The organism is Flammeovirga yaeyamensis (genome assembly GCF_018736045.1).
In the GTDB taxonomy this organism is placed as follows: Bacteria; Bacteroidota; Bacteroidia; order Cytophagales; family Flammeovirgaceae; genus Flammeovirga; species Flammeovirga yaeyamensis.
In genome coordinates, this window is sequence record NZ_CP076132.1 from 2,369,518 (window position 1) to 2,393,696 (window position 24,179).

The 24,179-nt window shown below is 33.2% G+C and carries 23 protein-coding genes; 10 read left to right on the forward strand and 13 right to left on the reverse strand.

Annotated features, from left to right (window positions below; all coding sequences use genetic code 11):
* A complete protein-coding gene (locus KMW28_RS09230) occupies window positions 1–639 on the reverse strand; it encodes a hypothetical protein (protein ID WP_169665398.1) in 639 nt (212 codons plus the stop codon).
* Between the two features lie 400 nt (window positions 640–1,039).
* On the opposite strand from KMW28_RS09230, the gene hemL reads away from it, so the two are divergent.
* Genes hemL through KMW28_RS09245 form a run of 3 tightly spaced genes read left to right on the forward strand, consistent with a single transcriptional unit; the run spans window position 1,040 to window position 4,315 of the window.
* Window positions 1,040–2,329: a glutamate-1-semialdehyde 2,1-aminomutase gene (gene hemL, locus KMW28_RS09235; RefSeq protein ID WP_169665397.1), complete on the forward strand. Its 1,290-nt coding sequence runs from the start codon at window positions 1,040–1,042 to the stop codon at window positions 2,327–2,329.
* A gap of 5 nt (window positions 2,330–2,334) precedes the next feature.
* Window positions 2,335–2,664, forward strand: a complete 330-nt coding sequence (locus KMW28_RS09240) for a hypothetical protein (protein ID WP_169665396.1) — start codon at window positions 2,335–2,337, stop codon at window positions 2,662–2,664.
* A 16-nt stretch (window positions 2,665–2,680) separates the two neighbouring features.
* Window positions 2,681–4,315: a S8 family peptidase gene (locus KMW28_RS09245; protein ID WP_169665395.1), complete on the forward strand. Its 1,635-nt coding sequence runs from the start codon at window positions 2,681–2,683 to the stop codon at window positions 4,313–4,315.
* Window positions 4,316–4,394: 79 nt separating this feature from the next.
* Here KMW28_RS09245 and panC read toward each other — a convergent pair whose 3' ends face one another.
* Window positions 4,395–5,252: a pantoate--beta-alanine ligase gene (panC, locus tag KMW28_RS09250; protein WP_169665394.1), complete on the reverse strand. Its 858-nt coding sequence runs from the start codon at window positions 5,250–5,252 to the stop codon at window positions 4,395–4,397.
* A 130-nt stretch (window positions 5,253–5,382) separates the two neighbouring features.
* Here panC and KMW28_RS09255 point away from each other — a divergent pair, with 130 nt between their 5' ends.
* The 4 genes from KMW28_RS09255 (at window position 5,383) to KMW28_RS09270 (ending at window position 10,404) form a co-directional block, all read left to right on the forward strand.
* The gene (locus KMW28_RS09255; RefSeq protein ID WP_169665393.1) at window positions 5,383–6,198 is read left to right on the forward strand and encodes a glycogen/starch synthase; all 816 of its coding nucleotides are present in this window, start codon (window positions 5,383–5,385) and stop codon (window positions 6,196–6,198) included.
* Between the two features lie 193 nt (window positions 6,199–6,391).
* Entirely contained in the window at window positions 6,392–7,822 is a 1,431-nt protein-coding gene (locus KMW28_RS09260; RefSeq protein ID WP_169665392.1) for a DUF4270 family protein, read from the forward strand.
* Between the two features lie 27 nt (window positions 7,823–7,849).
* Entirely contained in the window at window positions 7,850–9,688 is a 1,839-nt protein-coding gene (glmS, locus tag KMW28_RS09265) for a glutamine--fructose-6-phosphate transaminase (isomerizing) (RefSeq protein ID WP_169665391.1), read from the forward strand.
* Window positions 9,689–9,738: 50 nt separating this feature from the next.
* Complete coding sequence (locus KMW28_RS09270) at window positions 9,739–10,404, forward strand: DUF4290 domain-containing protein (RefSeq protein WP_066208019.1); 666 nt, start codon at window positions 9,739–9,741, stop codon at window positions 10,402–10,404.
* Here the strand turns inward: KMW28_RS09270 and KMW28_RS09275 are convergent, their stop codons facing one another.
* The 8 genes from KMW28_RS09275 to KMW28_RS09310 are packed head-to-tail and all read right to left on the reverse strand — an operon-like array spanning window position 10,405 to window position 15,397.
* A complete protein-coding gene (locus tag KMW28_RS09275) occupies window positions 10,405–11,382 on the reverse strand; it encodes a sodium:calcium antiporter (protein ID WP_169665390.1) in 978 nt (325 codons plus the stop codon). It lies immediately after the preceding gene.
* Window positions 11,383–11,388: 6 nt separating this feature from the next.
* Entirely contained in the window at window positions 11,389–12,180 is a 792-nt protein-coding gene (locus tag KMW28_RS09280; protein WP_169665389.1) for an amidohydrolase, read from the reverse strand.
* A 6-nt stretch (window positions 12,181–12,186) separates the two neighbouring features.
* Entirely contained in the window at window positions 12,187–12,672 is a 486-nt protein-coding gene (locus tag KMW28_RS09285; protein ID WP_169665388.1) for a hypothetical protein, read from the reverse strand.
* 53 nt (window positions 12,673–12,725) lie between these two features.
* Window positions 12,726–13,286, reverse strand: a complete 561-nt coding sequence (gene def / locus KMW28_RS09290; RefSeq protein WP_066208012.1) for a peptide deformylase — start codon at window positions 13,284–13,286, stop codon at window positions 12,726–12,728.
* 19 nt (window positions 13,287–13,305) lie between these two features.
* Window positions 13,306–13,722, reverse strand: coding sequence for a Holliday junction resolvase RuvX (ruvX, locus tag KMW28_RS09295; protein WP_066208010.1), 417 nt, complete (start codon window positions 13,720–13,722; stop codon window positions 13,306–13,308).
* 7 nt (window positions 13,723–13,729) lie between these two features.
* On the reverse strand, window positions 13,730–14,077 hold the full coding sequence (locus KMW28_RS09300; RefSeq protein WP_169665387.1) for an arsenate reductase family protein: 348 nt from the start codon (window positions 14,075–14,077) through the stop codon (window positions 13,730–13,732).
* Complete coding sequence (locus KMW28_RS09305; protein WP_066208007.1) at window positions 14,077–14,940, reverse strand: bestrophin family protein; 864 nt, start codon at window positions 14,938–14,940, stop codon at window positions 14,077–14,079. The genes KMW28_RS09300 and KMW28_RS09305 overlap by 1 nt, the downstream gene beginning before the upstream one ends.
* A 52-nt stretch (window positions 14,941–14,992) precedes the next feature.
* Window positions 14,993–15,397: a MaoC family dehydratase gene (locus KMW28_RS09310; RefSeq protein ID WP_066208005.1), complete on the reverse strand. Its 405-nt coding sequence runs from the start codon at window positions 15,395–15,397 to the stop codon at window positions 14,993–14,995.
* 385 nt (window positions 15,398–15,782) lie between these two features.
* On the opposite strand from KMW28_RS09310, the gene sufC reads away from it, so the two are divergent.
* Both sufC and sufD read left to right on the forward strand, forming a co-directional pair.
* Window positions 15,783–16,541, forward strand: coding sequence for a Fe-S cluster assembly ATPase SufC (gene sufC / locus KMW28_RS09315; RefSeq protein ID WP_169665386.1), 759 nt, complete (start codon window positions 15,783–15,785; stop codon window positions 16,539–16,541).
* A 13-nt stretch (window positions 16,542–16,554) separates the two neighbouring features.
* A complete protein-coding gene (gene sufD, locus KMW28_RS09320; protein ID WP_169665385.1) occupies window positions 16,555–17,859 on the forward strand; it encodes a Fe-S cluster assembly protein SufD in 1,305 nt (434 codons plus the stop codon).
* Window positions 17,860–17,929: 70 nt separating this feature from the next.
* Here sufD and KMW28_RS09325 read toward each other — a convergent pair whose 3' ends face one another.
* The 3 genes from KMW28_RS09325 to KMW28_RS09335 form a co-directional block, all read right to left on the reverse strand.
* The gene (locus tag KMW28_RS09325) at window positions 17,930–18,649 is read right to left on the reverse strand and encodes a response regulator transcription factor (protein WP_169665384.1); all 720 of its coding nucleotides are present in this window, start codon (window positions 18,647–18,649) and stop codon (window positions 17,930–17,932) included.
* Window positions 18,650–18,719: 70 nt separating this feature from the next.
* The gene (locus KMW28_RS09330; protein WP_169665383.1) at window positions 18,720–21,383 is read right to left on the reverse strand and encodes a CHAT domain-containing protein; all 2,664 of its coding nucleotides are present in this window, start codon (window positions 21,381–21,383) and stop codon (window positions 18,720–18,722) included.
* 3 nt (window positions 21,384–21,386) lie between these two features.
* Entirely contained in the window at window positions 21,387–22,328 is a 942-nt protein-coding gene (locus tag KMW28_RS09335; RefSeq protein WP_169665382.1) for a hypothetical protein, read from the reverse strand.
* A gap of 91 nt (window positions 22,329–22,419) precedes the next feature.
* Between KMW28_RS09335 and KMW28_RS09340 the strand changes: the two genes are divergently transcribed.
* Entirely contained in the window at window positions 22,420–24,177 is a 1,758-nt protein-coding gene (locus KMW28_RS09340; RefSeq protein ID WP_169665381.1) for a glycoside hydrolase family 3 protein, read from the forward strand.
* Window positions 24,178–24,179 lie beyond the last annotated feature (2 nt).

Below are 24,179 nucleotides of genomic sequence, written 5' to 3' on the forward strand. Positions count from 1 at the left end.
TTATTTTTGGAATATAAATTTAGCGAGTTGAAAAGCCGAATCTGCGAAGTTTGGTCCAATGAGATCCATAATTAAATGCACACTTTTCTCTACTGCTTCATCGGTATTTTCTTTTTCATTTGATGAGTCTTCTGTCCAATATTTTGTGATTAAAAAGAATTGAGTCAGCATCACATTAATGTAATAATCTTGTACAAATACTCTGTCTTCGATCTCACCACTTGATAAGCCTTCTTGTATCAATTGATTAAAATATGGTGATACAGTATCAACAATATTTTCTCTTCGATCGTTTATCTCCTTTAACTCAAATAATGAATGAATGTTTGATGAGAACGTAAAGAATTTATCATATTGATTTAAACATACAGTGTAATTAAAGAAAAAGGATAACAGTTTCTCTCTGATTGAGTACTCTCCAAAATTGGGATCGGTACTCGCATTATGATATGCTTTGTGAATCGTGTTGTTCCAGATATTATTTTCTAAAGTGATAAGTGAATAATTTGTCAAATTGATAGAATCATCAACTTCTATTTCTTGAGACTTAATTAACTCATTTATATTATTTGGCCTTTTAGAATTAGACGAAATATAGTTGATATAAGATATTTCAATCTTTTTTTCAAATTTCTCCATAAGAGTTTAGGTATTTTAATTAATAGATGTTAATTTCATTCTCGAAGTTTGTTTGTTAGTTTAGTTTATTAAAGTGGAAGGAACCTCTGATTTTCGGGGGTTTCTTTTTTTATATAAACTAATCAAGGAGATAATTGTTAAAATTGTATTTAATAGAGAATGATATTTATTTCATTATCACCATAATAAAATTAAGATATAGTTTTAAATCATAGACACTATAACGGTAAAATTTTATCAAACGAGTTGAATTTTTTTAAGTTTTGCTTAAACGTAGAAAATTGAATCAAATAATAGTATTAGAATTCTATAACATTAGAAAATTTTAATTTTCATGCGATTCTTTAACTTTGTGAGTTACTTTTACAAAAAGAATAATCAATTAAATTTTCAATAGATCGTGAATAACAAGCAAAGTGCAGCTCTATTTGACAAAGCACAACATACTATTCCGGGTGGGGTTAACTCTCCAGTAAGAGCATTTAAATCTGTTGGTGGAACTCCTCTTTTTATCAAAAGTGCTCAAGGAGCATATATTACAGATGAAGACGACAACAGTTACATTGAGTTAATTAACTCTTGGGGACCAATGATTCTTGGTCATGCTCACCCAGTGATTACTTCAGCTGTACAAGATGCTGTAAATAATTCATTATCATTTGGAGCACCAACATCTAAAGAGATCGATATCGCAGAATTAATTTGTGATATGGTTCCATCTATTGAAAAAGTAAGAATGGTAAACTCTGGGACGGAGGCGACAATGTCTGCTGTTCGTGTAGCTAGAGGATATACTGGAAGAAATAAAATGATTAAGATTGAAGGATGTTACCATGGTCATGGTGATTCATTCTTAATTGCAGCAGGTAGTGGTGCTGTTACTATGGGTGTACCTAACAGCCCAGGTGTAACTGAAGGTACTGCAAAAGATACATTACTTGCTCCTTACAATGATATTGAAAAAATTAAAGAGCTTGTAGCTGAAAATAAGGATGAGATTGCTGCCCTTATCATTGAGCCTGTTCCAGGTAATATGGGGTTAGTGCTTCCAAAGGATAATTACCTACAAAAATTAAGAGATATCTGTACAGAAGAAGGTATCGTATTGATTTTTGATGAAGTAATGACTGGTTTCCGTTTGGCTAAAGGTGGCGCACAAGAAGTATTCGGTGTTACTCCGGATATGACAACTCTTGGTAAAATTATCGGAGGCGGAATGCCTGTAGGTGCATACGGTGGAAAGAAAGAAATTATGGATTTTGTTGCTCCAGCAGGTCCAGTATACCAAGCAGGTACACTTTCAGGAAATCCTGTGGCAATGGCTGCCGGATTGAATATGTTGAAATACCTTAACGACAATCCATCAGTATATACTGATTTAGCCGCTAAAGGTGAGAAACTTGCAAAAGGTGTTCAATCAGTATTAGATAAACATGGTCTTCCTTATAAGGTCACGCTATTAGGTTCTATGATTTGTATCTTCTTTACAGATCAAGAAGTAGTAAACTTTGCAGATGCTCAAACTACTGATACGGCTAAATTTGGTAAATTCTTCCATCAGATGTTAGCTAATGGTGTATACTTACCACCATCACAATATGAATCTTGGTTCATGTCAAATGCATTAACTGATGAAAACTTAGATCAGATCATCGATGCTGTAGATAAATCATTAGAAGCTATTAAATAATCCTTATGTCTCAGAGAAGAAAAGGATTTCAAGATAAAAAGAATGTTGTCACTTGTAAAAAATATAAGTGGCAGCATTTAGTTATTTACGGTTTTAGGTTAGAGAAATCTAAATGTCCTATTTGTAAAAAACATCCCGAATATACTGATAAGGAAAGGATGTTTATAGATTTGGGCTTAGGTTTTATTTTCGCAAGCATTTTTGTTACCTTGCCGATCGTATTCGATGAAATGGGTCTGATCTTAGGACAGCTTGGTTCTTTGTTGATCGTTCTTGCCTTAGTTTTATCAATCAGATCTTATTTTAATAACTCTTTCCCGAAAAAGAAAAAGTAGGGATTAATATTCAATTATGAGAAATAAAGTTCAAAAAGTTCTATTGGGTGCTGCTTTACTTACCTCAATAGGATTCGCAGCAAATGCACAAGAGGCTCCAAAAAAGGAGGCTCCTGAAAATTGGTTCAATCTAAATTATGAAAACGACGGTGTTTACGGAGTAGGAACTGAAAGAGCATATTCTGAAATACTTAAAAATAAAAAGTCTAAAAAAGTTGTAGTGGCAGTTATTGATAGCGGTATTGATATCGACCACGAAGATTTAAAGGATGTTATCTGGAAAAATGAAAAAGAAATTGCGGGTAACGGAAAAGACGATGACAATAATGGATACATCGACGATGTAAACGGATGGAACTTTATTGGTGGAGCAGATGGCTCAATGGTCAATGAAGAAAACCTTGAAGTTGCTCGTTTATATGGAACATTAAGCAAAAGATTTGAAGGTGTTGCTGAAGAAGAAGTAGCTAAAGCTGATAAGAAAGATTATCAACTTTGGTTAGAAGTAAAGAAATCTTTTGAAGAAGGTTTAACAAAAGCGGAAAACAATTATAGCCGTTATGCTACTTTCTTACATCAATTCCAAAGAGGTAAAGCTTTATTTATGGCTTACTTCGATTTAGATGATGAAAGTGAAATTCCTGGTGCTTTAGAATCTTTAGAATCAGAAGATGAAGTATTATTAGGAATGAAAGAAATGACTTTAGGTCTCCTTTCTCAAGGTGTGACTGATGAGCAAATCCAAGAAGGAGTAGAGTACTTCGAAGGTCAGGTTAAATATAACTACAACCACGAATTGAATACTCGTGAAATCGTAGGTGATAATATCGATGATAAATCTGAAAAAGATTACGGTAACAATAAAGTAATGGGTCCTGATGCAATGCATGGTACTCACGTTGCAGGTATAATCGGAGCATCAAGAGGTAATAACATCGGTATGGATGGTGTTGCTGATAATGTTGAAATCATGGTAGTTAGAACAGTACCTAACGGTGATGAAAGAGATAAAGATGTTGCTAACTCTATCATTTACGCTGTGGATAACGGTGCTCGTGTTATCAATATGAGCTTCGGTAAGCCATTTTCTCCTTCAAAAGAAGCAGTTGATAAAGCAGTTAAATATGCTGAATCTAAAGGTGTTTTATTGGTACATGCAGCTGGTAATGATCACAAAAACACAGATGTAGAAAATAACTTCCCTAGAGATAAATATAATTCAGGTAAAACTGCTAAAAACTGGATTGAAGTAGGTGCTTCAACTTGGCACACAGATGAGAAATTACCTGCGTATTTCTCAAACTATGCTAAGAAAAATGTAGATTTATTTGCACCAGGTTTTGATATCTATTCTACTGTTCCAGGTTCTGAATACCAAAACTTAAATGGTACTTCAATGGCTTGTCCAGTAGTTGCGGGTTGTGCAGCTGTATTAATGTCATATTATCCTGAGCTTTCAGCTACACAGGTGAAGAAGATATTAATGAAAACAGTAACTCCATTAAAAAATAAAGAGGTATACTTGCCAGGTTACAATAGCTTAGAAGAAGGTCAGGAGCCAGAAAAAGTAAAATTTGGTTCTTTATCTATCTCAGGAGGTGTTGTAAACCTTTATGAGGCAGTGAAGTATGCTGAAAAAATTTCGAAATAATTAGTAGTTAATTCGAACAACAAAAAAGGGATGTTATCTAGTAACATCCCTTTTTTGTTGTTTTATTTTTTTAGGTTTCCTATTCCACTAATATATTATCAATTAATCTAACCTTACCCAAATGTGCGGCAATAACAATTGCGTATCCTTCAGGTAATTGATAGTCATCCACTTTTTCTAAAGTATCAGTAGAGACAATTTCAAGATATTCTAAATGGAAAGAATGATTTTTATGAATTGTAGAAATTCCCCATTCAAGTACTTCTTTAGGTGCTTGGTTATCCTTCAACATATCTTTCATTTTAGTAATTGTTTGATATATGTAAGGGGCAACTTCAAGTTCTTCTGCTTTTAGTCTTAAATTTCTTGAAGACATGGCTAAGCCAGTTTCTTCTCTCACAGTTGGTACACCTATAATATCAATTTGAAATGATAGATCTTTCACCATCTTTTTAATAATAAGGTATTGTTGTAGGTCTTTCAGACCAAAATAAGCTTTGTCCGGTTGTACCATATGGAATAGCTTACTAACTACAATGCCTACACCATTAAAATGCCCAGGTCTAAATGCACCTTCTAATCTTGTTTCTAAAGATCCAAAATTGAAACCCAACATACTGTCCTGAGAAACGCCATTAGGATACATCTCTTCGACATTAGGAAGGAAAACAGCAGAACAACCTGCTTCTTCTAATAATTTAAAATCTTTTTCATGCTGAATGGGATAATGCTTTAGGTCGATCGCATTATTAAATTGGGTTGGATTAACGAAAATACTGCAAATCGTTATCTCATTTTCTTTAATAGAATTCTTAATTAATGTGAGGTGTCCATCATGTAATGCACCCATCGTTGGGACAAATCCAACAGAAATATTCGTTTTTCTACAGTTATTAATAAAATTTTTTAACGTGCGAACTTGATCAAAAATGTCCATTTTAAGGCTTGATTTTTATAAATTTATTTATTAAGTAAAAAGACTTATTTAGTATAGTTTACTTTCAAAGGTTGAATTTAAGTAAGTTCTTCCGTACTTTTGCGTAGAAAAGGTGTAAATACGGTAAAATATGTCGAAATTAAAAATTCTTTACGTTTCAAGTGAGATAAATCCATTTTTGAAAACTTCTGAAGTTGCAGATTATGTGAGAAAGCTTCCTCAACATATGCAAGAAAGAGGTATGGAAATCAGAATTATGGTTCCTAGATTTGGATTAATCAATGAGCGTAAGAACAGATTACATGAAGTGGTAAGACTATCGGGAATGAATATTGCCGTGGGCGAGGATGAAAAACCACTTACAATCAAAGTAGCTTCGATACAAAGTGCTAAATTACAAGTTTACTTTATAGATAACGAGGATTATTTCCATAGAAAATCAGTTTTCAGAGATAAGAAGAGCGATGAGTTTTTCTCAGACAATGATGACAGAGCGGTTTTCTTCTGTAAAGGTGTAATTGAAACAGTGAAGAAACTTGGTTGGGCTCCAGATGTTGTACATTGTAATGACTGGTTTACTAGTTTCATTCCATTGTATTTAAAGACTTCTTACAAAAATGATCCAATGTTCAAAAATGCTAAAACAGTATTTACTGTTTATGATACACATTTTGATCATAAATTCGATCATGAGGAGTTAGCTAAAAAAGTAAAAATGTTAGACATTGACGATTCAATGTTGACAGAGCTTTCTACTGCAGATTATAACAGTTTCATTAAAATTGGTTCTGAGTATGCTGATAAAGTAACTAAAGGATCAAATTCTATCAATGGAGAAGTAGAAGAAGTATTATCTACTTACGGTGAAAAGGTAACGGAAACGGAACCTGAAGGAGAGGAATATGCTGATTCTTATTATGACATTTATACTGGGTTGACGGAATAGTTACCCTATAAATCATATTTTCACAAAAAAAAGGTTATTGAATATGTCAATAACCTTTTTTTATTTGTGTACGTCTAGATAATTTACAATTTTTGTCCCACCGTATTTATACTTTGCTTTCAACCTTTTTGGTATTACCATTGTCTACAAAGTAAGAACAGAAAGCCTTTATATTTTTGAGTAAAAAAATCAAATGAGTAATAAATTTTTATTAAAAGCATTTTCGCTAATTTTTATAACATTATCTTTTTCTTGTACGAGAACGGATTTACAGACAATTGTTATTGGAGGTGACTTAATTGACGATCAAACTAAGATGTGTTATGTGGATACTTTGGAAATTGAAATCCAAAATATGCACGTCGATTCAATCATTACAAAAAATTCAAATTACTTTTTAGCGGGCTATATAGACGAAGGCACTAAGATAGGTAAGACAACTACTGCAACTTATACACAATTAAGTATAGGATCAGAGGAAGGACTTAATTTTGAAGATAGGACTTTAGATTCTATTGAATTTGCCATTGCATTAGAAAGAACATCTATTTATGGAGATACCTCAAAGAATATCACATTAGAGGTATATGAGATCACTGAAGATATCGAAGGCGATTCTGTATTGTATTTTGCAGAAGACTCTGTGGCTACAGATGCCAATGCGATTGGTTTCAGAACATTTAAGCCATCTGATATCGGATCAACAGATACAGTAAGAATTACTCTAGATAAAGCTTTTGGTCAAAAGATTATTGATAATGCCGAGTATGCAGATCAAGAAGACTTTAGAAGTAAGATCAAAGGTTTAGCTATTAAAGTAAGACAAGGGCAAGAATCAGCTTGGTGTGGTAAATATTCATTAGATAACTTCGGTACAGTGGTAACTATGAATATGTCATACATGGCAGAGAACGGAGAAGATACGCTAAGAACACAATACTACTTTGGTTTTAGCCAACGCTTTAATCAAATAAAATACGAACCAGGAACGCTTACTTCAGGTATTAATGTCGGAGATATTGTAGATACCGAACAAACGAATAACTTAGGTTATGTCATTGAAGGTACAGGTATGGTTGCTAGTTTAAGATTTCCTACACTAATCGATTTATTTAAAAAGCCACAAGGTGTAGATGGAGATAGTTTAAGGGAAGTGCATTTAAACCGAGCCGACTTGATTATTTCTCCGGTAGGTGTAAATGATGACCAAGGAAGAATATTCCCTGATGATAATACCCCACCACCATTGACAATGTTTTTTGGTTTTAGAGAAGGAGAGAATATTAAAAGAATATCTGATGATAATAGAAATTACAGATATTTGCAAGCACAATCTCCAGCTTCTGGTGACCAATCGATTTCATATAGTGGAAATATACAAGCATTTTCTCATGCTAAACTTGCACAATATCTTCAAGAACGTACAATAAATGAATTTTATGACGTACCTTTGAGCGATGATGGTTTAGTTATCATCCCTGCACAACAAAATCAAAACGTTAGGAAATTGTTTTTTGCGGATGATAAAAGTACCTTATTAAACCCATTAAATGGACAAACTATGCGAATGAGACTCGTTGTCTATTATGCTGTTTTTAATGACGAGTCCTTTCAGTGCAAGTAATTATTATTCATCTAAAATTTTTTAATTATGTGCGGAATTGTCGGGTATGTTGGGCATAGAGATGCTCTAAATATTCTGATTAAAGGCCTTGAACGTTTAGAATATAGAGGCTACGACAGTGCTGGTATTTCTCTTATCGATCAAGATGATGTTAAAGTTTTTAAGTGTAAAGGCAAAGTAGCCGATCTTAAAAAACAAATTGATAATAAAGACACTAAAGGTACGACAGGTATAGGTCATACTCGTTGGGCGACACATGGTGCCCCTAATGATGCTAACGCTCATCCACATTACTCTTCTGATAGTAATTTGGCAATGGTGCATAATGGTATCATCGAAAATTATGAGGCTTTAAAAAGTCAACTTATTGAAAAAGGACATGTTTTTCATAGTGACACAGATACAGAAGTATTTATTCACTTTATAGAGCAAGTTCAAAAAGATAACAATTGCGACTTAGATGAAGCAGTAAGAATTGCTTTAAACGAGGTTGTGGGAGCATATGCTATTGTAATCACTCAAAAAGATAAACCAGGTCAATTGGTAGCAGCCCGTAAAGGCTCTCCATTGGTGATTGGTGTTGGTGAAAAAGAATTTTTCCTTGCATCGGATGCTACTCCAATCGTAGAGTACACAAAAGATGTAGTTTATATTAAAGATGAGGAGGTTGTATTACTTAAGGATGGTAATATGACAATTACTGATGTTAAGAATCAGGTCCAAACTCCTTACTTACAGACACTAGAACTAGAATTAGAAGCTATTGAAAAAGGAGGATATGATCACTTCATGATGAAGGAGATTATGGAGCAGCCTAAATCAGTTTCTGATTGTTTAAGAGGTAGAGTTATCTCTGAGAAAAACCACGTTAAGTTAGGTGGTATCTTTAATCACTTTGATGATTTATTAAATGCGAAACGTATTATTATTGCCGCTTGTGGTACTTCTTGGCATGCTGGCTTAGTTGCTGAGTATATTTTTGAAGAATTAGCAAGAATTCCAGTAGAAGTAGAATACGCTTCAGAATTTAGATATAGAAATCCAATCATCGGAAAAGGAGATGTATTAATTGCTATTTCTCAATCTGGTGAAACAGCGGATACTTTGGCTGCAATGAGTTTAGCAGAATCCAAAGGTGCAGTTGTTCTTGGAGTTTGTAATGTAGTAGGTTCTTCAATTGCAAGAAACTCACACGAAGGTGCTTATACTCACGCTGGACCAGAAATTGGTGTAGCAAGTACAAAAGCATTTACAGCACAGTTAACAGTTCTAACAACAATGGCTTTAATGTTAGCTAAAGAAAAAGGAACTTTAACTGAAGCACAATTACACGATTTATTGGTGGAATTAGAAAACATTCCATCTAAAATTGAAAAAGTGCTTAAAACAAATGATGCTGTAAGAGAAATGTCTGCCTTGTACAAGGATGCAAAGAACTTCTTGTATCTAGGGCGAGGCTTTAATTTCCCTGTAGCATTAGAAGGTGCCTTAAAATTAAAAGAAATTTCTTATATTCATGCTGAAGGCTATCCTGCAGCTGAAATGAAACACGGTCCTATTGCACTTATCGATGAAGAAATGCCAGTAGTAGTTATTGCTACTCGTGATAGTTCTTATGACAAAGTAGTGTCCAACCTTCAAGAAGTGAAAGCAAGAAGTGGACGAGTGATTGCCGTAGTTACAGAAGGAGATGCCTTAATTCCAGGTATGGTGGATCATGTCATTGAAGTACCAGATACTCATGAGGTACTCATGCCAATGATTTCATGTATTCCATTACAGTTATTGTCTTATCATATTGCAGTGATGAGAGGATGTAATGTTGATCAGCCACGTAACTTGGCAAAATCAGTAACAGTAGAGTAAAACAATAAGTAGCCTCCTAATTCAAAGGAGGCTACTCATATAAAAATATTATGCAAGAAGAATTTAGCTATAACACAGGACGATCTGATATTGTTCTTAAAGAGTATGGAAGAAATGTAGAGAAACTAGTAAAGTATATTTCTTCATTGGATGACAAAGCTTTAAGAACTCAATATGCTTATACTTTAATTGCTTTGATGAAACAATTACATCCAATTCAAAAGCAATTAAGCGATAGCCAACAGCGTGTATGGGATCACCTGACAGTTATGTCTGAATTTAATTTGGATATAGACGCACCTTATCCATTGCCAACAGAAAACCAAATGCATAAGAAACCACGTAAAGTGGCATATTCTCAAACCAACATCAGGTTTAAACACTTCGGTAAAAACTTGCAAAAGATGGTGGAGAGTGCATTAGAACAAGAAGGCGAGGATAAAATAGAAGAAGCAATGGTGAAAATCATTAAGTTGATGAAATCATTCTATTCTATGCAAGTAAATGACCAAATCGAAGATGAGGTGGTGATCAATACCATTAATACACTTTGTAAAGGGAGATTTAACGTTCGTCCATTAAAACAAAAATATCCAGATGCTTTTAAGAATGTAAAAATCCCAGCAGGAAATGTACTAACACAAGGTGCAACTTCAACTGCAAAATCAAATAATAGTAATTCTTCTAAGAAGAAGAGAAGAAGGAAAAGAAAATAATTATCCTCTTAAATAAGTGGTGACATAATATAAAATACCAAGTGATAGTAAAAAGAAAGAAGTCATCTTCGTCAATTTTAAATATCTACTTGAGAGACTTAGCATAGCACATAATAGACAAGCTAGGATAGAAAAAGTTAAGTCATAATTAAGGGTGTAATCGTAATGGATTGGACCCTTTATTGTTAATATAGAAGAGGCAAGAAGGTAATTGATGATGTATGAACCCATAATGTTACCGAAGGCAATATCTTGTCTTTTTCTTCTCATTACCGAAATAGTAGTGATAATCTCAGGTAAAGAGGTACAAATTGCCATGATACTTACCCCAATGAATCGAGCACTTAAATTAGAGTATTCACTTAGTAGTAGTGCTTCAATCACAGAAATATAAGCACCCCCTCCAATAATAAGTAAGCCTACAATAATATCACGGGCTATACTATGATGATGTAATAACCCTTGAGGTATTTTTTTAATTAAATAGATTTCTTTTTTATTCTTACTACTCGCGAATATGATAATATAATAAGTGATTAAATACCCAATCAAATAAAATGCATCAAAAGGAGTGAGGAAGTTATCTTCGGCGTTAAAAAAGAGTTTCTTATTCAGTAGAAAAAATAAGAGACAACCACTTCCTAAGGCAAAAAGGGTATCTCTCCAGATATTTTTTGATAACACTCTAACTCTTATGATTAGAGCCGAAATTCCTAAACCGAATACAATATTAAAGGTGTTGCTACCTATAATAGTACCAAAAGCCAAGGCTTCCGCATCTTTGTAGACGGATATGGTAGAAACACAAATTTCAGGAATTGAAGTACCTAATGCTACTACTGTTAGACCAATATGTACCCCAGAAAAATTAGATTTTCCACTTAGTGCTGTAGCACCTTTTGTTAGTAATAAGGCACCATATCTCATTAGTAGAATACCAGAGATACCTAAAAAAATATGGAAAAGAAGTGTATCCAAAAAATATTATAGTTGTAAAGTGAAATGATCTGCATCTAGATGAGTTGGAAACTTCTCTCTTAGATTATGAAGTTCTTTATAGTTAAGAGTAACTATTTTTATTTCATCATTCTCATTTAACTCATTAAGTGCTTTACCTTTTGCTGAATAAACAGCAGACTGACCATTGTAATTTACTTGGTTAGGGTCTTGTCCAATTCTATTTACACCAACTGAGTAACTTAGATTCTCAATTGCTCTAGCTTTCAGTAAAGTATTGAAAGCATCAATCCTTGGTGCTGGCCAATTGGCTACACATACAAGAATGTCATAATCATTATTAGTGTTTCTACACCATAATGGGAAGCGTAAATCGTAACAGATGATGGGGTTTATTCTCCAGCCTTTCCATTCTTCAATAACCTGGAAATTACCTGGTTCAAAAGCCATATGTTCTGAAGCCATTCTAAACAAGTGTCGCTTGTCATAATGTGATATATGACCATTAGGTCTAGCAAAGATCAAACGGTTGTACACTTTGCGATCTTGTCGAACAGGATAGCTACCCAATATTGCGGCACCCATTCTTTTTGATTGCTGTAACATCCACTTACTCGTTGTAAGACCGATGGGCTCTGCTTTTTCAGCAGCTTCATTATGGAAGCCAGTAGTAAATAATTCTGGTAGCACCACCAAATCAACATTTTCCTCAATGGTCCATAACTTCTCTTCTAAAGTAGCAAGATTAGCTGTAGGATTCATCCACTCAGGATTAAATTGAACGATAGCAACCTTAAAGTTTTCTTGATGGTGTGACATATATAATTAATTATCTAATCTACCTGTAAAAACAACGTAAAAATAATCACCTGTAGCGGCATTCTGAAATACTGCACCACCAAATGTGTTTGAATTTCTATTTTCAAGTGTATTTCTACATCTCGAAGCCATAATATTGACGATATCAGGGATAGGATCAAGAATATTATAAGCGGCATAGGCTGTACAACCTCTTAGGTCACTACTTCCTGTGACACTTTGAATTCTTTTTTTGTGGTATCCGTTTTCTTCTTCTTCTTTAGTCAGTTGCTCCCTATTCATCGGATTGTCTGCTAAGTTAGCAGCGAATCTTTTCGCTTCTTCAAAGTATGCAGCGTTAAATTCAAAAGTAGTCAAATCTTTAGATTCTCTGTATTTATTTAGTTCATCCATAAAATAACTATCAAGAGAAGTTGGTGTGTTCCAACTTACTTCTTCTTCTTTACAACCAAAGAATAAAACAGGGACGATAAGCAGTAAAAAAAATCTCATTTAAAATAATTATTATAAAAAAAAGCTCCTAAATCTTAGGAGCTTAAATTTAATTATTTTTTTGGAAACCTCATTCTATAACCATGGGCTACTTTGCCTTTAGTGATATTATTTAGCTTTCCTTTGATTAATCTCTTTTTGATAGGAGAAAGGTGATCTGTAAATAAAATACCTTCGATGTGATCGTATTCGTGTTGAATTACACGAGCCGTCATCCCTGTAAACTCTTCTTCTCTTTCGTTAAGTTCATCGTCTAAGTATTTAATGATAATTCCTTCTGGACGAATAACATCACCATTTACACCAGGAATACTTAAACAGCCTTCGTCGAAACTTACATCCTCTCCAAATTCCTCGATAATCTCAGCATTAATGAAAGCACCTTTATATCCTTTCTCTTCACTTTCCTCATCAATCATTAAATTAGAATCGATAACGAAAATTCTTTTGCCAATACCTATCTGAGGGCCTGCAAGTCCAACGCCAGAGGCACCACCCATAGTTTCGAACATACTATCAATTAGTTCCCCTATGTTTTCTAATTCTTCCTTAGAATAATCTTTGGCAACTCTTTTAAGAATTGGATCTCCGTATGCGACTACTGGATAAATCATTTATATATATTTTAATGGATTAAAAACTATTTTGATCTAAAAAGGATTGCAAGATAATAGCAGCACTTATCTTATCCACATTTCCTTTTACTTTTCTATCTTTTTTCTTCATTCCACCGCTAATCATAGACTGTTCAGCCATTTTAGAAGTAAAACGTTCATCGATATAAGTAATCGGAATATTGGGGAATTCAGCCGCTAACTTCTTTCCAAAATTTTGAGTAGGCTTTGTGTTGTCTGTTGCTTTTCCATCTAAACCCTTTGGAAGTCCAATAACGAAGTGTTCTACATCTTCTTTCTGAACATATTCTTTGATGAACTTCATAATCACATTTGTTTGTACTGTTTCTAAAGACGAAGCAATAATTTTTAATGGATCAGTAACGGCAAACCCTGTTCTTTTTGTTCCGTAATCTATGGCTAAAATCCTTCCCATATATGTATTATAATGAAGCCTTCGCTTTTTCGACTTCTTTTTTACTATTCCCTACAAAAATTTGATTATCTGCAATAATAACAGGTCTTTTTAAAAAAGAGTACTCCTGAAGTATTAACGATTTATAATCCTCCTCAGATAATTCTTTTTCATGCAAGCCCATTGGTCTAAATTGACGTGATCTTCTGCTAAATAAAGATTCGTAACTACCACTCAATGCTTTCATTGCATCTAGTTGGTCTGAAGTAATAGCTTCTGTTTTGATATCTTGAAACTCATCAAATTTATCTTTACCGATTTCTTCAATAATTCTTTTACAAGTAGAACAAGTGGATAGGTGATATATCTTTGTCATTATTTGTTGATAATTTCTTGGATGTTTTTGTAAATGTTGTTAGCTATATTATCTACTGGGAGATCGTTAGGATCTTTGCCAAAAGGATCTTCAATTTCTTCAGAAATGGTAACAATACTCATCGCCACATAATAAATGATGATAACAGCAGGTATGGTCCACCATTCTAAATTCTCAATTAAACCTAAAGGCATAATAATCGCATAAATGTAGATATATGCTTTTAATAAATAATTATGCGATTGTGGCATTGGCGTTTTATGGATACGCTCGCACTTACCCATAATGTCAATTAACTCATCAGAATTCTCTATTAATTTTAAATATTGAAAATCTGTGATTTCGCCTCTTTCATAAACGGTTTTTAATCGTTTAATAATTAATTGATTAATACCATTAGGTACATGTTCCCACTTCTTTAATTCATTAGAGATTTCTTCTCCAACAAACTCAATTTCTATATAAATAACTCCACTTCTTAAATGTTCTTTTAAAACATAGGGAAATGCAGCTATTAAGTTCAATATTTCTGTCTTTTCCTTACTGTCAGGTAATAACTGATTGATTTGTAAGGCATAGTTTCTTGAAGTGTTGACTAATCCACCAAGAACTTTTCTCGCTTCCCACCATCTATCATAAGCAGTATTATTTCGGAATACTAATAGTATACCTAGAATAGCACCCATTAAACCAGGTAGTGTAAAATTTGATTCTATGTTCACATGTCCTAATTCATGTATAGTACATAGAATTGTTGTTGGTATTGCAATCCAAATTAAATCAACAGCGAGTCTTCTTATTAAATATCCTTTATAGGAAAATATTAAAAAGAAATTGGATTGAGAAAAGTTCTTTTTAGGCATAAAAATCTAATTATCAATTTACATTGTCAAATGAACAATTTAACAAATGTAGTTAATCAATTAAAGTTTTATGCATAATTTTCGCAGAACCTTTTACGGTTACTTTATTCGCTTCAGACTTGATTACTGTAGTGATAACTGCCGTTTTTCTTCTTGAATCAATTTCACTGATTTCAAATTCTGCTGAATACGTTTCTTCTACAAACATTGGTCTTAAGAAATCCATTGTTTGAGATAGATATACAGATCCATTACCTGGGAATTCTGTACCTAATACTCTAGAGAAAATTGATGCAGATAAAAAGCCATGAATGATAGGCTTTTTAAAGGGTGTTTGAGCCGCAAATTCTTCATCTATATGAATTGGATTCGTATCTCCTGTAAGTTGAGCGAATGCGTTTACTTCTTCTTGAGTAAACTTAAAGTTGACTTGATAAGATTGTCCAATCTCTAGCATATTTCTATATTTTGATGATTTAATTGAGATAAATTTTCATAAAAAGATGATGAAAGTCTCTTTTTTAAAAATATTATCATTAATTTTACGATGTAAAGTTCAAAACTTGTATAAAAAAATCATTTTATCAAGTGACTTTACCTCAAATTAGAGTTATCTTTTTTCATTTTCATATTTACTGAACTAAAGGTGTTGTCAATGACAAGGCCTTTTTTTATAAAAAAAAGTGGAAAAATTTAAACTATTAGTTCATAAAATAGTTCCTATTTAAAAAAATTCTAAATAACTTTGCCGACCGTAGTCATAGTATCTTTTGATACAAGTTCGATTGTCGAGTTACTAAGATTTTTTAATACGAATTTCTAACAATTAATCATAAAGAAAAATGCTGAAGATCAACGATCTAAAAGCTTCAATTGAAGACAAAGATATACTTAAAGGGATCAACCTTGAGATAAAGGAAGGCGAAGTTCACGCGATCATGGGACCAAACGGTTCTGGTAAAAGTACTTTAGCTTCTGTATTAGCAGGTAGAGAAGATTATGAAGTAGAAGGTGGCGATGTTGATTTCGACGGAGAAGACTTGTTAGAAATGTCACCTGAAGAAAGAGCACAAAAAGGTTTATTCCTTGCTTTCCAATACCCAGTTGAAATTCCAGGTGTTAGTAATACTAACTTCTTGAGAACTGCAGTAAACGAGGTAAGAAAAGCTAGAGGTGAAGAGCCTTACAATGCTGCCAACTTCATGAAAGAGATGAAAGAGAAAATGAAGATTGTATCTATCGATAAGTCTTTAATGAACCGTTCTCTTAACGAAGGTTTCTCTGGTGGTGAAAAGAAAAGAAACGAGATCTTCCACATGGCAATGTTGGATCCGAAATTAGCTATTCTTGATGAAACAGATTCAGGTCTTGATATCGACGCTTTACGTATCGTGGCTAATGGTGTAAACACTCTTAGAGATGGTAAAAGATCATTTGTTGTAGTAACTCACTACCAAAGATTGTTGGATTACATCGTTCCTGATTTTGTTCACGTTCTTTACAAAGGTAAGATTGTAAAATCTGGTACTAAAGAATTAGCTCTTGAGCTAGAAAAAAAAGGTTACGATTGGATTATCCAAGAAGTAGAAGGTAACAACTAAACTACCATCTTACATGAGTACAGTAATTGAAAACGCAGCACTTAAAAATAGTGCTTTAGAATATATAGAAGAAACTATTGAAGCAGTTCCTGAATTAGTTGAAGTGAGAACTTCAGCTGCAGAAGGATTTGCTGAAAATAACTTTCCTTCTATCAAAGATGAAGAGTGGAAGTACACTAATGTTAAACAATTAGTTTCTGCTAACTATTCTTTTGATGTTGATAGTGTGAATATCACTACAGAAGATATCAAGGAATATTTAATTGATGGAGTAGAGGTATTGGTATTTATCAATGGTAAATACAATCAGAACCTTTCTAATTTCACTTCTTCTGAAAAAGTTTACATCAGTACCTTTGCTGAAGCTTTAAACTCTGATAAGAAATCACTTTTATTAGATAACTTCGGAAAGCATGCTGATAACAATCTTCCTTTTGTAGCTTTGAATACTGCATCAACAACTGAGGGTGTATTTATTCATGCTAAAAGAAATGCAATTAAGGAAGAGTCTGTGATGATTTTGAATGTTGTTACTCAATCAAACTTGGTGATTCAACCACGTTTATTGGTAATTTCTGAAGAAGGAACACAAATCTCTTTTGCCGAAAGAAATGCGGTAATCAATAATGCTGAAGGTACATTGGTAAATGCAGTTTCTGAAGTAACTGTTGCTGAAAGAGCAAATGTTGCACATATCAAAATTCAAGATGAGGATCAATCTACTCAACTTGTGACAGTAACTGAAGCAAAACAAGCTGATAATTCTGTATACGATAATGTAACAATCACTACAGGAGGTAAATTGGTTAGAAATAATTTAAATATCTCTTTAGGTGAGCATTGTGAAGGTCATATGACAGGTTTATATCTATTAAATGAGAAATCATTTGTAGATAACCATACAATGGTAGATCACAAGATGCCTAACTCATACAGTAATGAGTTATACAAAGGTATTTTAAGTGGTAAATCAAAGGCGATTTTTAATGGTAAAATCTTTGTTCGTCAGGATGCTCAAAAAACAAATGCATTCCAATCGAATAAGAACATTTTATTATCTCCTGATGCTGTTGTGGATACTAAACCTCAATTAGAGATTTGGGCAGATGACGTATCTTGTTCTCACGGTTGTACAGTAGGCGCATTAGACGAAGACCCAATGTTCTACCTAAGAGCTAGAGGTATCTCAGAAGATAAAGCAAGAGCATTATTAACGTATGCATTTGCTGGAGATGTTATCGAGAAGATCAAAAATGAGCCAATTAAGAGATTGGTTCAAGAAATGGTTGCAAGGGAAATGGGTTATCCATTAGACTAAGCAAACCCATGATATATAAGAAGAGTATCAATAAGCATGAATCAATTCATGTTCTATTGATACTTTTTTTTTATGCACTTTTTGGTTTGTGAGACGAAATTACCATGGTTATTTCTCTTGTGATTTTATCCAAATCGTCTGCACTACTTTTTAAGTGATCTAAGATTTCTTTTGCCATAATTTCATCTGAAGTATTAAATAATTCGATCAGTCCCATAATTCTACATAAGGGACCTCTTACTTTATGAGAATTAAGGTAGCAGTATTTTTCAATGGCTTTATTTTGAGTAGATAATAACGTTTTTAGCGTTTGAATTTCTTTGGTTGTGGCAGTAATTTCTTTTGAGTCAACGTTACATTCATCAAGATTATGTTGAATGTTTTTCATAAACATCATAATCTCAGTTTTTAAAACATCGATACGTTTTATTCTAGCAGTTATACTATCCAAAAGTTCTTTTCTTGTAAATGGTTTAGTGATGTAATCATCGGCCATTAAATTCATGCCTTTTCTTATATCTTCTCTGTTACTTTTAGCAGATAAAAATATAAAAGGTACACCTACAGCTAACGGATTTTTTCTTAATTCTTTAAGAAATAAATAGCCGTTCATGGCAGGCATCATGATATCACACAATATGATATCAGGAATGTCATTCTTTAAAATTTCTAAGGCTTCAACACCACTTTGGGCAGATAACACAGTAAAATCGTTCAATTCTAGTATATCAACAATACTATCCAGTAAGTTCTTTTCATCGTCGATAACAAGTACAGTAGCATCCTTCATTATCAGGCGTTATTTAGGTCAATGGGGTAAATTCAAAACATTAACACTTGTTTGCTGATAATAAGTTTCCTTACTGACCAATTAATGAAAAAGCGGCCCAATAATATGGAGATGTGTATATTCCACCTTGGAATAGTTTAATTTTTGCTTTTTGAAGAGACAATGATATATCATCTGATTTTGCCAATTCTTGATAAAAATATTGCATGAATAAGGCGGTGGATACATCATTGATTGTCCACAGAGAAACTAAGGAATTTTCAACTCCTGCAAACTTCAATGATCTAGATAAACCAATTAACCCTTCCCCTTTACTTACCTTACCTAATCCTGTTTCACAAGCAGATAAAGTCACTAATCGAGCTTTTAATTTTAAATTATAAATGTCAGAGGTGTATAATAAATTCTCGTGATTGTCATTTAATAAATAGATGAAAGATTGATTGGGGTTTTCCTCATTTACCACTCCATGTGTTGCGAAATGTAAGTAGCTACAATTCTGAATGGATTCATCCTTTAATAGTTCAATTTTAGCATTTTCATAAACATAATTTGATGTTTCCCATCCATTTGATTTTGTAATGGTTTTTATCTCGTTCACTTCACTTAATGTACCTGTTAAAGGATCAAATTCATTGTTACCTAAGCTATCTAAAAAATTAACAGGAGCAAAGCACGCAAGTGTATGTTGGTACTCCATTTCGTTATTCATTTGAGAAAGTGCTATAGTAGAGGAGAAGTTGTAAGAAACCGCATAGTCTTTGGCCAAGTAAGGTAAATCTTTGATATCACTATCTTCATTGATTGAATAAGAATATAAAATGTCTAAGGGTATATTATTTATCTTTCCATCAGGAATAAATAAAACCTTACTTATGTTTTTATTAAAGTTAAATGGTAATAATCTATCGGTTAAATAGACGCTTGACATTTTTATAATTTCATCAAAATTAAATTTTAACCCTGTCTGTAAGCTGACAATCTCATCTTTAAACTCATTATCGAAAGTTTCGGTATAGAGGTATAGTTTGCCTCCTGTTACTAAAAATATATAGAGTAATTCTTCTGCATCAGAGATAAAGTAACTTACCAAAGCAGTGTTTTTGGGTAAAGCTTTTTGAACCTCCTTTAAAGTAATGGTCTGATCACTATATTTTAAAGCAAAATATTCTGGAAATTCTGCTTCCAAATTCTTTATAAATATTTCTAATTCATATTCTGCATTGATAAGTAATTCTCTTAAAGAATCTCTTTCCGTTAAATTTACTGCATTGATAATGTCTTTTTCCAATGCCGTAATATCATCTTTTAATTTGTCTTCTTGCTCAACTATGTCTGATGGAATTCCAGCAAACGTTTTTGCATGACTTTCTTGTATTGCTTCTTGCAATGAAGCCGATTTACTCCACTCCATAAAGTCAAAAGCTTTACTTTTCCACTTATTTTTTGATAATGAAGCTTCCGAGAGAGCAAGGGATAGTCTAATACCATTTGCATAAATCTTATTGGTTATTTCAGAAAGCCTTAATTTATCTTCCTCACTTTTTTGATTACCCCTTATTTTTTTTGTCAGTTGATGCGCCAATTCTAAACCTTGAATACCAATTGCCAAATCGTGTGGGTTCAAAGATTTGCTATAATGAATTTTTTCTAGAGTGGAGGCTTTCTTCTGTAAAGCGATTAAATTAATAAATGGGTTATAATAATTATTTAAGTCTGGGAAATCATTTTTACTTATAGAATTAAATGATTGATTATTGGCAATAAGTGCTTTTTGATATAATTCAAGAGCCGATTTAAAATCCCCACTATCAAAAAATAGATCCCCTTTTTTGATATATATATTCGCAATTTCAGGATGCTTCTCTCCAAAAACATTTTGATACAATTCTAAAGCAAATCCATAATATTCATTGGCAAGATCTGCTTGTCCTTTCTTCAAGTAGGCATCTGCAATAAAAATATAAGTAAAGGCAACATTAGGATGATCGTCTCCAAAAGTATTTGCCCAAATATCAGAGGCTTTTTCGAAGACCTCAATAGCCTTATCCAAGAAAAAGTTCTTTTGAAGTAAAATCCCTAAATTGATATAAATTGAAGCTATTGTTGGATGGTTTTCATCAGGATAAACTTTTAAATAGCTTTCTAGAGCTTTTTCATAATTTACTTGAGCCTTAAATGTATCATCATTAGAATGACACAAGCCAATATTGACCAAACAGTTGGCCTGAACAACTGGATCTTTGCTGCTTCTAGATAACACGAGAGCCTGATTTAAATAGTCTTCTGCTTTGTTATTTTCTCCAATTTGCCAATAGGCAGTACCCAATAACGATAAGCATTCAATAAACATCTCACTTAAAGCAAGGTCCTTTTTAAAACTCTCAAATTGTCTGTAGCCTTTAATAAGAATTTGAATGGATTCAGCAGGGAAGCCTTCATTCTGTAATAAGTAGGCTTTTGTATTGATTACATTTAAATAGGTTACATCATTGATATCTACATCTCTATCTAAAATTTGATAGGCTTTTGTATACAAATTTTGTTTTCCGAGTACCTTACCCTCTAAAGCGGTTTTTTGGTTGAGTAAATTGTCATCATCAATACTAGATAATACAGATAAAGCTTTGTTCAACTGACCATATTCATACAGCAGCTTAGCGGAGTCTAACTTAGTTTGCGCTAGTAGAGTAGAGGATATTAAAAAAAATAATATAGTGATACCTTTTTTCATCTTTTAAAACTGATGTTTGATGAATAAATTAAAAACATAATCCCTGTTTAAAGCATCAGGGTTTTTGGGACGTTGTTGAGCAGCATACGCTCCCAATAGAGTAATTGATAAATGTGGTGAGAAATAATAACTCCCTTCAATTAAAGTATTGATTGTGAGTCCTTCACTGCCATCCACAAGGTAATTCCCATTTTCTATCGATTCCACATATCCTTTTTCCAATTTATAAATACCTAGAACACTTGGAGCAATAGACCATTTCGATGTTTTGATAGTATATTTTAAACGAGCACTTACATCCATCTTTCTATCTAAATGTCTAGTGGATTCATACCTATTTGCAATCCAATCTGCTCTTGGGTGATCTCTCCAATAGAAAGGATCGTATTCATGATTATCCAATGCATTTAAAGGATGTTGATACCCAACAGAAAAATGCCAATTTTTGGTGTAAAATGACACACCTATAAGTGCATCATAAGTACCTAAAGAGGTTTGATAAAACATGGGAAGAGGTCTGCCATCTAATTCTAAGTTAGCATCATTGGTAGGGATTTTTCCACCAACAACTACATTACCAGACCAAATTGAATTTTTAAAAAATTGATATGAATATGATAAAGTGATATCGCCAATACCTTGAGTAGTTGTTAAAACAGATTCTTTTATAGAATAGAGTCCTTTAGCTTGTAAAGTACTTCTTTCTGATAAATAGTAATCAAAACTCAAGCCCACACCATAATCTTTAAAATCATGTTTGTAATGCTGATAGTAAGCACTATAAGTTACAGCAAATTTATTTACAACAGATGTTTTGGTGACATTGTCATTTACCGGATTTAAGGCTCCTGTAGAACACACCCCGGCGTCACTACAGCCTTGAGAAAAACCGAATGTAGAAAAATAGAAAAGTAGAATAGTAGCTAGTAGGAATTTTAAATACATATTTGAAAAATAACAGGTTTAAAGAGTATTTTTAGAGCGAGCTTAGTAATTTAGTGTGTAAGCTAATAATAATTGAACTAAATTCTAAAATATGTCCAATCTAAAAGCATTAATTTTTTTACTTTTTTTCTGCTTTGTTCGAGTTCATGCACAAACAAATTATCCTAAATTTTATCAAGCATCATGGGAAGATATCGTATGGGTAGACTCGGTTTGGAAATCATTAAATGAAGATGAAAAAATTGCTCAACTATTTGTAGTGCCACATTATACCAAAGGGAGTTTGAAGGAAGTGAAAATGTTGGTGAAAAAGTATAATGTGGGAGGAGTGATTTTTTTTAAAGGGAATGTTGAAGATCAAATACAAGCTATAAATGAACTGAATCGGCTAGCAAAAACTCCACTAATACACACATTAGATGCAGAATGGGGTTTAGGTATGAGGTTACCTAAATCTGGGATATCTTATCCTTATGCCATGACTTTGGGGGCAATAGAAAACGATTCTCTTATTTATCAGATGACTTCTCAGATTGCAGAACAATTAAAGCAAGTAGGCGTTGGAATTAGTTACGGCCCGGTGGTGGATATCAATAATAATCCTTTAAACCCTGTTATCAGTTATCGTTCTTTTGGAGAGGACAGAGATCGAGTGACAAGTAAAGCTGAAATGTATTTCAAAGGCTTGGAAGACCATAAAGTATTATCGGTGATTAAACATTTTCCAGGTCATGGTGACACCAATGTTGATTCTCATAAGGATTTGCCTATTATCCCTTTTGATAAAAACAGATTGGATAGTCTAGAGTTATTTCCTTACAAGCAACTGATTCAAATGGGAGTTGGTGGTGTGATGACAGCACATTTATCCGTACCTCAATTAGATAAAAATTATCCCTCATCATTATCAAAAAATATCGTCAATAACTTGTTGAAAGAAGAGCTGAATTTTAAAGGACTTATTTTCACAGATGGAATTTTAATGGATGCCATCACCAAAAGATATGATGGTTATGGCAAAGGAGATGCTTTAGCTTTGGAAGCAGGAAACGATGTTGTTGAATTTACCAATCATGTGGGTAGTGCTATAAAAGAGGTAAAAAAGAGAATTAATGCAGGTACACTCACTTGGGATCAAATTGATCAAAAAGGATGGAAGTTTTTATTACTGAAAAGGTGGGCGATGTTGGATCATCAAAAAGGAAATATGAATACACAACCTCGATTTGATATCCAAAAAGCCAAAACGCTTAAACAAGAATTATGTGATGAGGCAGTGACCTTACTTTTTGATAATAGTGAAAAGCGTGCCTTTTCTAAAGGAGATAAAGTGGCAATTGTAAACATCGGCAAGAATAGCGATACTCATTTAAAAGATAAATTAAGTAATCAAGGGTGTACAGTAAAGTCCTATTACCTCTCAAAATATGCTTCGGAAACTGACTTGAAGAAAGTTGTTCAACAACTCAAACAATATGATCAAATTATCACTCAATTTGGATCGTTTTATATGAGTCCTAGAATGAAAACTATTGCCGTAGAAATTGGGCAGGGAAGTAAAGCCGATCCTAATCAGAAATATCCATATGGTATAACTTATAGTATGTTGAAATATATGGAACTTACTGAAAAGTTATCACAGCATCATGCAGTATTTTATGGGAATGCTTATGTATTAAGATCATTTCCTAATATAGAACATCTTTCATCTTGTACAGTGGCTTATCAGGATCTACCTGAGTTGAGAAATGCATATGCTAAAGCCATCACTGACGAAATACCATTCAAAGGAGTGTTGCCAGTATCTATTGATAAAAGGTTTAAAGTCGGGACAGGAATCAAAAAGTAATT